This window comes from Streptomyces chumphonensis (assembly GCF_014779715.1).
GTDB classification, from domain to species: domain Bacteria; phylum Actinomycetota; class Actinomycetes; order Streptomycetales; family Streptomycetaceae; genus Streptomyces; species Streptomyces chumphonensis.
Map to the genome: position 1 here is coordinate 1 of NZ_JACXYU010000009.1, position 15,507 is coordinate 15,507.

Genomic DNA, 15,507 nt, shown 5'->3' on the forward strand with positions numbered 1-15,507 from the left:
GACGGCCTCGGTGTCGCCCTCGGCGCCGGCCGCCGCGTCGCGCGGGCTCACCCGCCCCGCGGCCAACTGGCAGAACTCGAGCCCGTCCAGGGCCACGTGCGCCACGGCGGACTCCTTCGTGCCGAGCGCGCCGGGGGAGTCCAGCGGGATGTACCAGTGGCCGCCGCCCGCGCCCTCGATCTCCAGGTGCAGCGAGCGGCCCGCCGTTCCCGCCTCCGTGAGCCGCCGGACGGGCGCGGCCAGCCCGGCCCGGCGCCGGGCGGCGAGCACCTGCGGCAGCGTGCGCGCGGCGAAGTCGACGAGCAGGTGCAGGTGGCCGGCGGCCGGTCTGCCGTGCGGGTAGGCGACGGCCTCGGCGACGTCGGCGGCGTGCGCCCAGCACTCGAAGGCGCGGTCGAGGAAGGCGTCCGGCAGCGGCAGGTGCGAGCCGGGGACCAGCACGCCGTCCGCCCGGCCCGAGGCGAAGGACGCGGCCTGCACCAGCGCGTGCGTCTGCGCCCGCCAGGGCCGGTGGGCGGCGCGCTGCGGCCCGGCCGCGAGCGCGTGCCAGTACGCCTCGGTGCGGACCGTCGCGGAGTCCGATTCCGCGCCCGGCACCGGGTCCGGCAGGCCGAGGGCCGTCGCGAGCAGGCCGTCGACGGCGGTCAGGTGCCCGATGACCTGGCCCACGGTCGCCGTCCGGGACCGGCGCCGTTCGCCGTCGAACCAGCGCAGCGGCACCTCGGCGCCCCACTCGTCCGCGCCCATGTCGCGCAGCAGCGCGTCCAGCCGGGCCGTCTCCGCGTCGTAGGGCGCGGCCCACACCGGGACGGGGATCCGGGCCGGACGGCGGTCGAGGCAGCCCGCGAGGACGTGTGTGCGCAGGAGGGGGTCGAGGTCCAGGTTCTCCTCGTGGTGCAGCAGGCCGACGGCGTCCCGCAGGCGCAGCGCCTCCTCGGCACAGGCCGCGCAGTCGGTCAGGTGGGCCTCCACCGCGGCCGTCTCGTGCTGCGGGCACGCCGAGAGCGCCCAGGCGCCGAGGAGGGACTTGAGGGTGCTGTGGTCGTACCCCGCCGCGGCCTTCCCCGCCGCGGCCTTCCCCGGCGCGGCCTCCTCCGGCGCGGTCTTGTCCGGCGCGGGCGGACCGGTGGGCTCCGGTACGGCGCGGGCGACGCCCTCCGCCGTGCCGTCCCGGGGTGCGGGGACCGCCGGGCCCGGCCCGTGGTCGTCGGCGGCCGCGCGGGGCGGCGGTATGCGCGGCGGCTCCTCCCGGCCGTCCCCGGGCAGGCCGTCGGGGCCGGGCAGCCGCGGGCCGCTCACCGTGCACCGCCCCGGCCGCCGGGGCCGTCCGGCCCGCCCGGCGCCCCGGGTGGGCGCGGCGCGGCGGGCGCGGCCGTGGAGAGCAGCTGGAGGCCGAGCCGCAGCCGCCGCCTCGCCTCGTCCTCGGTGACGCCGAGGTCCCGGGCGGCCTCGCGGTAGGAGCGCCGCTCGCGGTGGGCCAGCTCCAGCGCGCTGCGCAGGGTGACCGGCATGGCCGTGACGATGTAGTCGGCGCGGGCGGCGGCCGAGGCGGCGCGCACCCGCTGCTCCAGCTGGTCGGGCGGTCTGCCGTCCTCCCGGTGGCGCAGCCGGAGCTGCTGGACGGCGTGCCGCTGGGCGAGGGCGGCCATCCACGAGCGCAGCGGGCCCTCCTTCGGGCGGTAGGTGTCGGGGTGCTCCCAGACGTGCGCGAAGACCTCCCGGGTCACTCCGGCCGCCGCCTCCTCGTCCTGGAGGACGCGGTGGGCCAGGCCGTAGACGAGGGAGGCGAACCGGTCGTACAGCTCGCCCAGGGCCGCCGCCTCGCCCCGCATGAGGCGTTGCCGCATCTTGCGGTCCCAACGCGGTGGTGCGTCCTGTGCCATCTCCCGGCTCCCAGTCCTTCGCGTACGTCGAATGTAGGGGAAGGGGGTGACAACGCGGGCGCCTTTGCGGCAATGTGCAGCGCTCAGGCAACTCCACGGGGTGCTGGACGCGTCACTGTGTGCAGGTGTCGCAGGGAAGTGCGGCTGGTCTTCTGTCCGGTGTGCACGGTTTGGCGTCGTATGTCGTCGTCGGGTCGCGCGCAGGGGAGGGGAACGCGCGTGAGGGGGAGCGGGCTGTGGGCTTAGGGTCGGGAGGGACCAGTTCGTTTCGCGGGTTGCCGCTGAGGGCAGCCGAGCCGTGGAAGGATCGATTCCGGCAGGGCGAGGGAAAGGCTTCGGTGACGTGTCGTTGAAGGTGATGGAGGAAGAGCGGGGGGAGTGGACCGTCTTTCGGGTTTCGGGCGAACTCGATCTGGTGACCTCTCCTGCGGTCCGCCAGCACGTGCACGACGCCGTCGCCGGCGGTCGACTGAACGTGGTGCTCGACCTGTCGCACGTCCAGTTCTGCGACTCCAGCGGCGTCGGTGTGCTCATCGCGTCCCGTCGCCTCATGCACGCCTGCACCGGGAGCCTGCGCCTGATCCTTCCCGCCAAGGGCGCGGTCGACGGCTCCCACGTGAACCGGGTGCTCGCCGCCCTCGGGGTGCGGCGGCTGTTCGCCTGCTACCCCGACCTGGACGCCGCCACGGACGTCGCCGCCCGCCCGCTCAGCGCGTAGGCGCGTCGACCCGTGGCATCGCGTCGGGCGCTCAGCGGCTGAGGGGGGTGGCGGCGGTGATGAAGTCCTGGATGGCCGTCCGGGAGGTGGCCCGGTGCACGTCCAGTTCCTCGCGGGTCTGGCAGACGTCGTGCAGGCCCGTGATCGACCGCAGTGCGGTGGTGGCGCTCTCCCGTACGGCCGGCTCGTCGGTGAGCAACTGCACGCGGAATCCCACCTCGACGGCGTCGGCGCGCAGTTCGTAGACCTCCCGCGTGATGGCGTTGACGTCCTCGGAGTCCGGTCGCTCGTTCACCACGAACCAGCGGTGCACCGTCAGGCGGCGGTAGTTGTGCAGGGCGCCGGCGTAGGCGGCGAACGCGTCGAGGCGTTCCTGGCGCCGGCGCGTCTGGTCCTCCAGGTGCCGGGTGCGTTCGGCTATGCGGCGTTGGAAGACGTAGGTCGCGGAGGATCCGAGCAGCGTGCCCAGGACCGCGATGATCGCCGTGAGTGCCTGCATCGCTCCAGTCCATCATGGTGACGGTCCGTCATGGGGGCCGGGTGGCGGACGGCCACGCTCCGCAGTCGTCGTGAGGCCGCGCGCGGGGGGGTCGGGAGGTCGCGTCGGGTATCGGCGCCGGTCGATACGGGTCCGTGACGAACGGGTGGGTCCGACGTGCCCGGACCTCCGGTACCCTCCGTGAGACGCGGCACCGACGGGGGGCTTCCTCCCGTTCGACTCATCGTGACGGCTGTCGCACAGTCTGCGGTGCGGGTACTCCTTTGCGCCGGAATACGCCTGATCGGCTTGTCCGGGCCGGGGTGTGTCCAGCAGGCTTCTAGCCGGTGTCACGCGTTGTGACTTCGTCGGTACTGGTGGTGTGAACGGTGCAGGTGCTTCAGGCGCAACTGGAGATCGGTGCGGACCCGACGGAGGTCGGCCGCGCCCGGCGGTGGGCCAGGGCGCGGCTCACCGGCTGCGGGGTCAGCGCCGACGGTCCGCTGGGCGAAACGCTCATCCTGCTGATCTCCGAGCTGGTGACGAACGCCGTCGTGCACACCGGCGCACCGGCCGTCCTGCGGATCAGGCTGGCCGGCGCCCCGGCCGGCGCCGTCCGGGTGGAGGTGGCCGACGCGAGCGCGGTGGCGCCCCGGCCCCGACGCGCGGGGGACGCGGACACCGGCGGGCGCGGGCTGGAGCTCGTGGAGGGGCTCGCGGACCGCTGGGGCTGGCAGCCGGAGGGCGGCGGCAAGCGCATCTGGTGCGAACTCGACGGCTGCCCCCGGCTCGTCGACCTCGCCGAGGGGGACGGTGGCGCCCCGGCGCGTCAGGCGGCGCACGGACCCCGGATGATGGCATATGCCCATCCCGTCCCCGGGGTATAGCGCCACGAATCGGGACATTCCGCGATGTCAAGTCCAGACCAGGTGTTGACCTTTGGTAGGCGGGTGATCACTCTGGACGGGAGCGATTCGTCGTGAGGGGACGTCGAGGGGCCGCGCGCAGCACTGCGCTCCGTCCTCCTCGGCGAGTGCGGGTCGTCGTCGGTGAGCCGGGTGGCGGTGCCGTGTCCGCTGCGCGGAGTCACACCGCCATCCGGCGTGGCGGTCAGCGCCGGGAGTGGGCCACCGCCTTCGCGATCCGGTCCGCATCCCGTCCCAGTTCGCGCAGGACGCCGCTGACCGGGTCGGTGAATCCGGTGAAGTACAGCCCCGGGGCGGCGGCCCGGTGCGCGGGCGGCCTCGGCACCCCGCGCCCGTCCAGCACGTCGAGGTGGCCGACGAGTTCCTCCAGTCCGGGCCGGTAGCCGGTCGCGGCGACGACCGCCTGCGGGGCGATCGTCGAGCCGTCGGCCAGGTGCACCTTCTCGCCCTCGAAGGACTCCACCGCCGCCACGGGTTCCACCCGGCCCCCGCGCACGGCCCGGGCGAAGCCGGTGTCCACGACCGGTGGCGTCCCGCGCCGGGCGGCGGAGTACAGGCCGTGCTCCGCTCGCGGGAGCCCCTGGGCCGAGAGGTCGGGTCCGGTGATCCGGCGCAGCACCGCCGCCACCCGGTCCGTGACCGGGTCCGGCAGGCGACGCAGGAGGACGTGGCGGGCCTGGACCGGCCAGCCGAGCGTCGCCCTGCGGACGAGGTACGGCCGCCCGCGTACGGCGAGCCGGACCCGCGCGGCGCCGTGGGCGGCCAGGTCGGCGGCGATCTCCGTGCCGGTGTTCCCGGCCCCCACGACCAGCACGTCCAGGTCCGCGTAGGGTTCCGCGTCGCGGTAGCGGGAGGCGTGCTCGAACGGGCCGGGGAAGTCCTCGGCGCCGGGCCAGGAGGGCAGCCGGGGCGTGCGGTGGTGGCCCGTCGCCACCACGACGGCTGAGGCGCGCAGTTCGCGACCGCCGTTGGCCCGCAGCAGCCATCCCTCCCCGCCCTCGGGGCGTTCGACGCGGGCGACCTCGACGCCGGCGGCGATCTCCAGTCGGTGGTGCTCGGCGTACCGCCGCAGGTAGTCGGCGTAGACGTCGCCGGGCACCCAGCGCCCGGCGGAGCGCGGCACGGCCAGCCCCGGCAGGGCGGAGCTGCGGCGGGTGGTGTGCAGGCGCAGGGTGCGGTGGCGGCGACGCCACGAGGCTCCGACGCGGTCGGACCTCTCCAGGACGACGGTACGGACGCCACGCGCCCTGAGCGCCGCCGCCGTGGCGAGTCCGCCGGGTCCGGCACCGACGACGTACACCGGGAAAGTCGTGTCCTGAGCGGGCATGGGCATGTTCATGAGCTTAGTCCCGTGCCGCCGGGCGGCGATGCCCGGTCCGCCGACGGGCGCGGACCCGCCGTCAGCTCGCCCCCGGAACCGGCCTCCCGCAACTCCGTTCGCTTCCACCCGGGTCACCCGCGCGTTTCAGCCACTACAGTTCGCACGTCGTGTGCGCGTTCTGTGACACACGTGCACAGAGGTTCAGCTCGGAGGGAAGGGCACGGAAGTGCGAATACGGATGGTGTGGGGGGCGGGTGCCGTGAGCGCCGCCGTGCTGGCGGTCTTCGCGTTGGCTCCCGGTGACGCGGTCGCGGTCGAACCCGATCCGCTGGGCACGATCCGCAACGCCGCCGGAGGCGGCCCGGTCGTGCAGGACGAGTACATCGTCGTCATGAAGGACCGCGGGAAGGAACCGGCCGCGAAGGTGCGGAACCGGGCGAAGGACCTGGCGAAGGAGCACGGCGGCGCCCTGGACCGCACGTACACGAGCGCGTTGGAGGGCTTCTCGGTCAAGGCGTCCGAGAAGGAGGCCCGCAAGCTGGCCGCCGACCCGGCCGTCGCCTACGTCGAGCCCAACCGCGTCGAGCGCGGCGACGGCACCCAGGTGGACCCGGTCTGGGGTCTGGACCGGGTCGACCAGCGCGCTCTCCCGCTGAACTCGACCTACGACTACACCTCCACCGCGTCGAACGTCACCGCCTACGTCGTCGACTCCGGTGTCCGCGTCCAGCACTCGGAGTTCAGCGGACGCGCGCGCTACGGCTACAACTTCGTGGACGACAACACCACGGCGGCCGACTGCCACGGCCACGGCACCCACGTCGCGGGCACGCTCGGAAGCAACACCTACGGCGTGGCCAAGCGGGTGAGGATCGTCGCCGTCAAGGTGCTCAACTGCGACAACCTCGGCACCACCGCCAACGTCCTCGCCGGCTACGACTGGGTGGCGAGGAACGCCGTCAAGCCGGCGGTGGCGAACGTCAGCATCGGCGGCAGCGCGAGCGACGCCAAGGACGCCGCGATCCGGAAGATGGTGGACGCGGGCATCACCGTGGCCGTCTCGGCGGGCAACAGCGACAAGGACGCCTGCACCCAGTCCCCGGCACGGGAGCCGTCCGTCATCACCGTGGCGGCCACGACCTCGGCCGACGCCCGCGCGAGCTGGTCCAACCACGGTTCCTGCGTGGACGTCTTCGCCCCGGGCTCCTCGATCGTCTCCACGGGCCACACCTCGGACACCGCCTGGACGACGCGGAGCGGCACGTCCATGGCGGCGCCGCACGTCACGGGCGCGGCGGCGATCTACCTCTCCACCCACACCTCGGCCGCGCCGGCGGAGGTGGCCGCGGCCGTGCTGGACGCGTCGACGAACGGTGTGCTCGCCGACGTCCAGGGGTCGCCCAACAAGCTGGTCTACAGCCTCGGCTGACGACGGAGCGCGGTGGCGGGCGTGCCCCGGGAACGGGGACGCGTCCGCCACCGCGCGGGCCGGTCGTGGCGCGCCGGCCGGTGACAGGTCCGGCCGGGCCCCGCCGGGCCGGAACCGTCAGGCGGGCTTGCGGCCGGTGACGCCGAGATGCGTGAGGAGCACGAGAGCGGGCTTGACGTCCGCCTGCTTGGCGCCCCAGGAGGAGAAGCCCTTCTGGTGGCCCGCCACCCCGGTCATGGTGGTCACCAGCGTTCCCGCCAGTGCGGCGGCGCTCACGTTCTTGTCCACCCGGCCCTTGGCCTGTTGCTCCTTGATGGCCTCGGTGAGCGAGCCGACGACGGAGGTGAGCAGCTTCGTCCGGAGCCGGGTGAATCGTTTGTCCCCCTCGGCGGCGGCGAGGTCGATCACCCGGAGGATCGCGTCGTGGCGGCGCCAGAAGGCCAGGAAGCCGTCGACGAGGTCCTCGGCGCTCCGCGCGCCCGCCTTGCCGGTCCAGGAGCGGCCGGCGACGAGTGCGTCGAGTTCGCCGCCGCCCTCCTTCGCGGTGGTGTCGGCGAGCTCCAGGACGGCGCCCTCGACGTCGGGGAAGTACTGGTAGAAGGTCGCGGGCGAGGTGCCCGCCTTGCGGGCGACGTCGATGACCTTCACATCGCGGTAGGGCGACGAGCTGAGCATGTCGCTGAGGCAGTCGAGCAGCTTCAGACGGGTCGCCTGTCCGCGCCGTCCGGCCACCCGGCCGTCAACAGTTCGAACTTGTCCTGTCATGTCGTCAGCTTATCGACGGACGTTCGGCCCGCATCCGGCCACAGGCAAACGGGTACCGGGCGGAGCTTCGTCCGGCTTCGTCCGGTGATGTCGCGGTGCCTTCGTGCGGTGTGCCGCAGTTTGTCCCGCTGGCCTTCCGTCCCTCGGGCGGGCCCGGTGAAAAGGCGCGAAACCGGACCGGAGTGCCAGAATGCGGTGGACCGGGCAAACGGGTGCGAAAGCGGTGCGCATCCGCTCGCGCGCGAGGTGCCGACGGCGCCCGGTCCGCGCGGCGTCGGCGCGGGATCGGCGCGGTGCCTCCCGGCGGCGCGCCGCCCACGACGCACCCCACGAACCCGCGAGGAAGGGGCCGGAGCGATGGCCGAAGCGAAAGCGGCACCGAGCGAGGGGCCGAAGGGCACCCGGGCCGACCGGCCGGCCGAGGAGCCGACCGGCGCGGAGACCGAAGCGGCGAACGAGCCGGCTGACGGGAGGGCGGGCGAACCGGCGAACGCGGCCGTGGCCGAGGGGGTGCCCTGCTGGGCCGACGCCATGGTGCCCGACCTGGCCGCCGCCAAGCGCTTCTACGGCGAGCTGTTCGCCTGGACGTTCGACGAGGCGGGGCCCGCCGCGCAGGGCGCCTACACCGTCGCCCGGCTGGGCCGACGCCGCGCCGCCGGACTGATGCGCAAGACCGACGGGCGCATGCCCACCGTCTGGACCGTGTACCTCGCCACCGCGGACGTCGCGGCGACCACCGAGCGGATCAGGGCGGCGGACGGTCAGGTGATCAACGAACCCCGCCCCGTCGGGAGCGGCCCGGCCGGGATCATGGCCGTCGCGGCGGACCCCGGCGGCGCCGTGTTCGGCCTGTGGCAGCCCGCCGAGCGCTCGGGGTTCGAGGTGCGGGAGGAACCGGGCGCCTACGTCTGGGCCGAGGTGCACACCCGCGAGCCGGCCGGCGTCGACGCCTTCTACCCCGACGTCTTCGGCTACCGGCCGCTCGACCCCGCCGACGTCCGGGACGCCGACGGGCGGGGGGAGGAACCCGAGATGGTCGTGTGGGTGCCCCGGAGCGGCCCGGCCGACGAGTCCGCCGCCGTGACGGCCCGCTGCCTGCTGGAGGAGGGCACCCCGCCCGAGCTCCCGGCCCACTTCCTCACCTACTTCGCGGTCGAGGACTGCGACGCGGCCGTCGGCACGGTGGAGCGCCTCGGCGGCCGGGTGCGCCGGGAGCCGGAGAGCGGCCCCTACGGCCGCTGGGCGGTGTGCCGCGACAACCAGGGCGCCACGTTCGCCGTTCTGGCCCCGCCGGAGCGGCCCGCCCAGTAGCGTCGTCCGGCACGCGGCCGACGCGGCGGGGTCGGGCCGTCCTCCCGTGGGCGGACACGGCCGAACGGGCCCCGGGTTCGCCTTGTGGGACTCCGACAGGAACAATCGGTCCGGGGACCGCTGCCGGTACGGCAGCGGTGAGCAGCGGCACCGGGGCGGGCGACGACAGCGAGCCCCTACGGGGAGGTGGCAGGGACATGGTGGATCAGCTGACGCAGCACGATCCCCGCCGGATCGGTCCGTTCGAGGTCCTCGGGCGGCTCGGCGCGGGCGGGATGGGCTTGGTCTACCTGGCCCGGTCGGCCTCCGGGCGCCGGGTCGCGATCAAGACGGTGCGCACGGAGCTGGCCGAGGACCACCTCTTCCGCGTCCGCTTCACCCGCGAGGTCGAGGCCGCCCGCGCCGTGAGCGGTTTCTACACCGCAGCCGTCGTCGACGCCGACCCGCGCGCCGCCATCCCGTGGCTGGCCACCGCCTACGTCCCGGCGCCCTCCCTGGAGGAGATCATCACCGAGTGCGGGCCGCTGCCCACCCAGGCGGTGCGCTGGCTCGCGGCCGGTATCGCCGAGGCGCTCCAGTCCATCCACAGCGCCGGACTCGTCCACCGCGACCTGAAGCCCTCCAACGTCCTCGTGGTGGAGGACGGCCCCCGGGTCATCGACTTCGGCATCGCCTCCGGCGTGTCCAACACCCGGCTGACCATGACCAACGTCGCCGTCGGCACCCCGGCCTACATGTCGCCCGAGCAGGCCAAGGACTCCCGCAGCGTGACGGGGGCGAGCGACGTCTTCTCCCTCGGCTCCACCCTGGTCTACGCCGCCACCGGCCACGCCCCCTACCACGGGGCGAACCCGGTGGAGACGGTGTTCATGCTGCTGCGGGAGGGGCCCGACCTGGAGGGTCTGCCCGCCGACCTGCGGCCGCTCATCGAGTCCTGCATGAACCCCGAGGCCGAGCGGCGTCCCACCCCGGCCCAGCTCCAGTCCCAGCTCGCCCCGCACCTCTTCTCCTCCGGAAGCGACGACAGCGGCACCGCGTCGGCATGGCTCCCCGGGGGTGCCGTGGAGCTGATAGAACGCAAGCGCGGCGGGCGCAACCGACCCGTGCGCCGGCCCCCGGAGCCGCCCGGGCCCGCCCCGCACGAGGGTCACGGATCCGGCCCCGGGTCCGCCGGGGGGCACCGACCCACCCCGGAGCGCTTCGCGCCGCCCCCGGTACGGCCCGCGCCCATGGGTCCGAGTCCCCTCACCCCCGCCCCGGTGCCCGCCCACGCGGGAGCCGCTCCGGCCGACGGCCCGCCCGTGCGCCTCGCCGGTGCGCCCGCGCCCATCGGGCCGGGGCCCCGGCTCGGGGAGCTGCGCGGGCCCGCCCCCGTGCCGGGCACCCACTGGGTCAGCCCGCCCGCCGGAACCGCCGCCGCCCCGGGCACCCCGCCGCAGGCCGCGCCCGTGTCGGGCCCGTCCGGTGCCGGCCCGGCGCCCGCCCCGCCCGTCCCCGCACCCGACGGGGCGGGCGGACGGTGGCGGCCGTGGCGGTTCCGGATGTCCAACGACGTCTGGGGCACGCCCGTCGTGGCCGAGGGGCTGCTCTACGTCACCTCCTTCGAGGTGCACGCCCTGGACACGACGACCGGTCGGCGCCGCTTCAAGACCCGCGACGTCGCCTGGTCCATGGCGGTGGCCGACGGCCGGGTGCACGCCTCGGACGGCCCCAGCCTCTACGCCCTGGACGCCCGCACCGGGACCGAGCACTGGAAGACGTCCGTGGACGCCTGGGTGTACGCGCTGAGCGCGGGCGACGGCGTGGTCGTCACGGCGACCCGGGGCGGCGCCGTCCAGTCCTGGTCGGCGGCCGACGGCGAGCGCCTGTGGGAACTCACCGGCGCGCAGACGGACTTCGAGACGGCCGACGCGGCACCCGTGCTGCACCGGGGCACCGTCCACCTGTGGGCCGACGGCCGGCTGTACGCGCTGGACGCCCGTACCGGTGCCGAGCGGTGGACGTACGCCGTCGGCGACGCCTCCGCCACGGGCGGGGTCCCGATCCGGCTGCTTCCGGCGCCCGACGGCGCGCTCTACGTCTGCGCGGGGGCCCGGGTCCTCGCCCTCGACGCGGCGAGCGGCGCGGAGCGCTGGCGCTTCCACGCCCCGGACGCCTTCCTGTGCCCCCCGGCGTTCGCGCCCGGTCCGGCCGTCGCCGGGGGCGGGCTGTACCTGGCCGACTACCGGGGTGTCGTGTACGCCATCGACGCGGCCACCGGCCACGACCGGTGGCGCATTCCCACCAAGGCCCGGGGCTCGGTCGAACCGGTCGTGGTGGCCGACGGGCTGGTCCACGTGGCCAGCGGCGACGCGCTCTACACCATCGACGCCGTTCCCGGCACCGGCCGTTGGCGGTTCGAGGCCCGGGGCGACCTCGTCGGGGCGCCCGTGGCGGCCGACGGCCGGGTCCACTTCGGCTCCACCGACCAGTCGCTCTACACCCTCGACGCGGTCGGCGGCCAGCTCCGCTGGAAGCTGGAGACGGGCGGCGAGATCACCGGTTCCCCGCTGGTGGCGGGCGGCGTGGTGTACGCGTGCAGCAAGGACCGCTGCGTCTACGCGCTGGACGCCGAGCGCGGCACCCGCCAGCCCCCCGGCTGACCGGCGCCCCGGCCCGTTCCGGCGCGGTCACGCACGAACCCCACCGCGTGCGCGTCCACGGCGCGGTGGGGCGGGGTCGTGCGGACGGCCGGGCGGCCGTCGGGTGCGGTCCGCGTCAGACGCGGGCCGTGGCGGGCGCATCGGCCGGACCGGTCGTCTGGTGGAAGTCGGTCTGGTGGAAGTCGGCGGGGACGACCGTCTGGTGGAAGTCGGTCTGGTGGAAGTCCCGCGGGGGAGCGGTCTGGTGGAAGTCCGCCGTCTGGTGGAAGTCCGTCTGGTGGAAGTCCGAGGTCTCCGCGGTCTGGTGGAAGTCGGCGGGGACGACCGTCTGGTGGAAGTCCGGCGGGGGTGCGGTCTGGTGGAAGTCGCCCGCACCGGTGGCCCGCTGTTCCCCGGCGACGGCCGAACCGGCAGCGGCCACGAGGGCTCCCGTTGCCATGGCGAAGGCCGCAAGCACAGTCCTCTTTCGGGTCATGCCATTTCCTTTCGCTTTCGTGATCGCTTGTTCGTACAGGCTATGGGTGCTCTCCGGTCCTGCGGGACGGAGAAAAGGAATTGGCTGATTATCGACGCGGCGACCGGTGGGCGCACACGACGAGAACCGGCCACGACGACTCCCCTCCAGGTCGTCGTGACCGGTTGCTCCCCCCGAGGTGGCGATCAGTTCGCAGGCTCGCTCGTCTGGTGGTGATCGCCCATGGCCACCATCTCGCCCGACTGCTCGTCGTCGTCGGCGACGACGGCGATCGGCTCCCCCGTCTGGTGATGGTCCCGGGGCTTGGCGCCGTCCCGAACCTTCTTGCGCTCGCTGGTGACCATGTTCTCTTCCTCCCGTTGGTGGTGCGATACGGCCGTTGCCAGGCGGCTCCCCCGCCGGCCGCCCGGCGAACGGCGGTGCAGAGCACCGCCGTTCACGACCGCCCCCCGTGGTCCGCCCCGCCTCCCCCGGTGGGGCGAACCAACACGACCAGCATGGCGGGCGGCGATAAACGAACGATGAACGAGCGCCCGCCGGGCCTCAGGCCGGGACCGACGCCAGCAACTCGCGCACGGCGCCGGCCTCGGAGCTGTCGTGCTCCTCGTAGGTCGTCAGCGCCTCCCGCCAGCACGCCTCGGCACGCCCGTACTGGCCGATCCGGGCCAGCGCGCGGCCCAGCAGCGTCAGCACGTTGGCCCGTCGCCAGGGGCCCCCGACGCCGCAGAGCACGGCCAGGGCCTGCTCGGCCTGGCCCGCGGCCACCGCGGCCTGACCGTCGGAGAGGCTCAGCGAGGCGATGCGGAAGTGGGTCATGCCTTCCCAGAGTCGCTGTCGGCAGTCGCGGAAGATGCCCAGCGCCTCACTGAACCGGGCCTGCGCGTCCTGCACGTCGCCCTTCGCGCTGAGGGCGATGCCGAGGGTGTAGAGGCCGTTGGCCAGCCGCATGGCCCCTTCGTTCTGCCGGTAGATGCCCACGGCCGACCGCGCGAGGCGCACCGCCTCGTCCGTCCTGCGGGCGCCGAGCTTTGCGCGGGCCAGGTTGCACAGCGCGCTGGCGATGGACGGCTCGTTGTCGTAGCGGCGGAAGGCGGCGAGGGCCTCGCCGAGCCAGGCGTCCGCCGCCTCGTACTGGTCCTGGTAGTTGGCGATGATGCCGAGCAGGTTGTAGGCGTAGGAGGTGGCCAGGACGTCCTCGCTGTGCCGTCCGCACTCCAGGGCCCGGCGGGCCTCCGTCTCGGCCGCCGGGAAGCGTCCCGCCTCCAGGTGCAGCAGGGTGAGCACCAGGCGGCAGCGCGCCTCCGCGTAGACGTCGCCGGTCCGCCGGACGGCGTCCAGCAGCGTGCGGGCGGCCTGCTCGTACTGCCGGACGTGGCTGCCCGACTCGGCGAGGTCCCGGGTGGCCAGCAGCAGGTCCGTGGCGCGGCGCAGCGCCGCCTCGTCGGCCGCGGCCTGCCGGGCACAGGCCAGGATGCCGGGCGCTTCGGCGAAGAGCCAGGTGATGGCCGTGTTCCGGTCGCCGAACGCCGTGCCGGGGACGTTCGTGCGCTCCAGGAAGTCCACGAGCCGTTCGCCCGGTCGCTCCAGGGCGTGCGCGGTCGTCGCGGTGGCGAGGTAGAAGTCGAGCAGCCGGGAGAGGGCCTGTCGGCCGTGCTCGGTGAGCCCCTCCCGTTGCAGGCAGTCACGCGCGTAGAGGCGCAGCAGGTCGTGGTAGCGGTAGCGGCCGGGTGCGGCGGACTCCAGGAGGCTCGTGTCCACGAGGGACTCCAGCAGCTCCTCCGTGGTGTCGGCGTCCCGGTCCAGCACGGCGGCGGCGGCCGCCAGCGAGACGTCCGGGCCGTCGGCGAGGCCCAGCAGCCGGAAGGCACGGGCCTGTTCGGCCTCCAACTGCCCGTAGCCCAGTTCGAAGGTGGCCTTCACCGCGAGGTCCCCGGCCTGGAGCTCGTCCAGCCGGCGGCGCTCGTCGCCGAGCTTGCGGGCCAGCACCTCGACCGTCCAGGTGCGCCGTGCGGCCAGCCGGGCGGCGGCGATGCGGATGGCCAGCGGCAGGAACCCGCAGGCGGCCACGACGTCCAGCGCGGCCTCCCGTTCCGCGCCCACGCGCTCGGCGCCGACGATGCGGGTGAACAGCGTCATGGCCTCCTCCGGGCTCATGACGTCCAGGTCCACCAGGTGCGCGCCGACCAGGTCGATCATGCGGGTGCGGGAGGTGATGAGGGCGGCGCTGCCGCCGGTCCCCGGCAGCAGGGGCCGGACCTGTGCCGCGTCCCGGGCGTTGTCCAGCAGGGCGAGGATGCGGCGTCCGGAGAGCAGCGAGCGGTAGAGCGCGGCGCGTTCCTCCACGCCGTCCGGTATCGACGCGTCGGGCGTGCCCAGGGCCCGCAGGAAGGCGCCGAGGACGGCCTCCGGCTCGGCCGGGGTGGGGCTGGCGCCCTGGAGGTCGACGTACAGCTGCCCGTCGGGGAAGTGGTCCCGGCCGGCGTGGGCGACGTGGATGGCCAGCGTCGTCTTGCCGACGCCGCCGATGCCGGCCACGGCGGAGACGGCCATGACCCGGCCCTCCGACGTCGACAGCCGCTCGCCCAGTTCCCGGACGAACGCCGCCCGTCCCGTGAAGTCCGGCACGGTGGCGGGCAGTTGGTGGGGGCGGACGAAGGTGGGGACGGCCGGCTCCTCCGCCGGGGCCGTGAGGGACTCGTCGGCGCGCAGGATGCGCTGCTGGAGCTCGGCCAGCTCGGCGCGCGGTTCGACGCCGAGCTCGTCGGAGAGCAGCCGCCGGGTGTCGGTGTAGACGGCCAGCGCCTCCGCCTGGCGTCCGCTGCGGTAGAGCGCGAGCATCAGCAGCTCCCGCAGGCGCTCGCGCAGCGGGTGCGCGGCGGTGAGCGCGGTCAGTTCGGAGACGGCCTCGGCGTGGCAGCCCGTCTCCAGGTCCAGGTCCAGCCGGTGTTCGAGGAGGGAGAGCCGCCACTCCTCCAGCCGGGTGCGCTGGGTGGACGCGTAGGGGCCCGGCACGTGGGCCAGTGTCTCGCCGTCCCACAGGCCCAGGGCCTCGCCGTAGAGGGCGCGGGCCCGCCCGCGGTCGCCGGAGTGGGCGGTCTTCTCGGCGTCGGCGCAGAGCCGCCCGGCCTCGTCCACGTCGACGCGGGCGGCGGGGCCGGTCCGGATGGCGTAGCCGCCGGACTCGCTGACCAGCGTCTGCGCCCCGAGGACCTTGCGGAGTCTGGAGGCGTAGGTCCGCAGGGCGGCCAGCGCCCGCTGCGGGGGTTCCTCGCCCCAGATGGCGTCGACCAGCTCCGACGCGGTGGCGGTGTGCCCGCCGCGCAGCAGCAGAGCGGCGAGCAGGGCCTTCTGCTGTGGTGAGCCGGTGGCCAGCGCCTCTCCGTCGCGCCAGGCGCGAATGGGCCCAAGCACCGCGAAGCGCAGCCCCGTGCCCGGGTCGGCTGCCATGCGTGCCCCCTCAGTTCCGTCCTTCGGTGCCGCGTGGACCACAGTGTGCCTTCTCCCGCCCGGAATCGGCAGCTCCGTACCGGCCGCTTTGGCTGGGTTCCGACCCCTTACA

Annotated in this window: 13 protein-coding genes; 5 read left to right on the top strand and 8 right to left on the bottom strand. The window is 74.7% G+C overall.

What is annotated here, in order from left to right; translation table 11 throughout:
• Nucleotides 1–1,299, bottom strand: a 1,299-nt coding sequence (locus IF129_RS17025) for a zf-HC2 domain-containing protein (protein ID WP_318153793.1), incomplete at its 3' end; no start/stop codon positions are given.
• A complete protein-coding gene (locus IF129_RS17030; RefSeq protein WP_191210552.1) occupies nucleotides 1,296–1,883 on the bottom strand; it encodes a sigma-70 family RNA polymerase sigma factor in 588 nt (195 codons plus the stop codon). The genes IF129_RS17030 and IF129_RS17025, both read right to left, overlap by 4 nt.
• Before the next feature lie 358 nt (nucleotides 1,884–2,241).
• Between IF129_RS17030 and IF129_RS17035 the strand changes: the two genes are divergently transcribed.
• Nucleotides 2,242–2,601 (top strand): STAS domain-containing protein, encoded by a 360-nt coding sequence (locus IF129_RS17035; protein WP_191210553.1) that lies wholly within the window; start codon nucleotides 2,242–2,244, stop codon nucleotides 2,599–2,601.
• 31 nt (nucleotides 2,602–2,632) lie between these two features.
• Here IF129_RS17035 and IF129_RS17040 read toward each other — a convergent pair whose 3' ends face one another.
• Nucleotides 2,633–3,100, bottom strand: coding sequence for a hypothetical protein (locus tag IF129_RS17040; protein ID WP_191210554.1), 468 nt, complete (start codon nucleotides 3,098–3,100; stop codon nucleotides 2,633–2,635).
• A 368-nt stretch (nucleotides 3,101–3,468) separates the two neighbouring features.
• Between IF129_RS17040 and IF129_RS17045 the strand changes: the two genes are divergently transcribed.
• On the top strand, nucleotides 3,469–3,966 hold the full coding sequence (locus IF129_RS17045) for an ATP-binding protein (protein ID WP_191210555.1): 498 nt from the start codon (nucleotides 3,469–3,471) through the stop codon (nucleotides 3,964–3,966).
• Nucleotides 3,967–4,189: 223 nt separating this feature from the next.
• Here the strand turns inward: IF129_RS17045 and IF129_RS17050 are convergent, their stop codons facing one another.
• Nucleotides 4,190–5,338, bottom strand: a complete 1,149-nt coding sequence (locus IF129_RS17050; protein WP_224755124.1) for a flavin-containing monooxygenase — start codon at nucleotides 5,336–5,338, stop codon at nucleotides 4,190–4,192.
• Between the two features lie 247 nt (nucleotides 5,339–5,585).
• Here IF129_RS17050 and IF129_RS17055 point away from each other — a divergent pair, with 247 nt between their 5' ends.
• On the top strand, nucleotides 5,586–6,755 hold the full coding sequence (locus IF129_RS17055; RefSeq protein WP_191210557.1) for a S8 family peptidase: 1,170 nt from the start codon (nucleotides 5,586–5,588) through the stop codon (nucleotides 6,753–6,755).
• A gap of 117 nt (nucleotides 6,756–6,872) precedes the next feature.
• Here IF129_RS17055 and IF129_RS17060 read toward each other — a convergent pair whose 3' ends face one another.
• The gene (locus IF129_RS17060) at nucleotides 6,873–7,520 is read right to left on the bottom strand and encodes a TetR family transcriptional regulator (protein WP_191210558.1); all 648 of its coding nucleotides are present in this window, start codon (nucleotides 7,518–7,520) and stop codon (nucleotides 6,873–6,875) included.
• A 357-nt stretch (nucleotides 7,521–7,877) separates the two neighbouring features.
• On the opposite strand from IF129_RS17060, the gene IF129_RS17065 reads away from it, so the two are divergent.
• Together IF129_RS17065 and IF129_RS17070 are read left to right on the top strand one after the other, a co-directional pair.
• The gene (locus tag IF129_RS17065; RefSeq protein ID WP_224755125.1) at nucleotides 7,878–8,831 is read left to right on the top strand and encodes a VOC family protein; all 954 of its coding nucleotides are present in this window, start codon (nucleotides 7,878–7,880) and stop codon (nucleotides 8,829–8,831) included.
• Nucleotides 8,832–9,028: 197 nt separating this feature from the next.
• Entirely contained in the window at nucleotides 9,029–11,473 is a 2,445-nt protein-coding gene (locus tag IF129_RS17070; protein WP_191210559.1) for a serine/threonine-protein kinase, read from the top strand.
• Between the two features lie 115 nt (nucleotides 11,474–11,588).
• On the opposite strand, the gene IF129_RS17075 is transcribed toward IF129_RS17070, so the two are convergent.
• The 3 genes from IF129_RS17075 to IF129_RS17085 form a co-directional block, all read right to left on the bottom strand.
• On the bottom strand, nucleotides 11,589–11,894 hold the full coding sequence (locus IF129_RS17075) for a hypothetical protein (RefSeq protein ID WP_191210560.1): 306 nt from the start codon (nucleotides 11,892–11,894) through the stop codon (nucleotides 11,589–11,591).
• Nucleotides 11,895–12,133: 239 nt separating this feature from the next.
• Nucleotides 12,134–12,292 (bottom strand): hypothetical protein, encoded by a 159-nt coding sequence (locus IF129_RS17080; protein ID WP_191210561.1) that lies wholly within the window; start codon nucleotides 12,290–12,292, stop codon nucleotides 12,134–12,136.
• 199 nt (nucleotides 12,293–12,491) lie between these two features.
• Nucleotides 12,492–15,395 carry an AfsR/SARP family transcriptional regulator gene (locus IF129_RS17085; RefSeq protein ID WP_191210562.1) on the bottom strand — a complete coding sequence of 968 codons (2,904 nt, stop codon included), beginning with the start codon at nucleotides 15,393–15,395 and terminating at the stop codon, nucleotides 12,492–12,494.
• Between the last annotated feature and the right edge of the window lie 112 nt (nucleotides 15,396–15,507).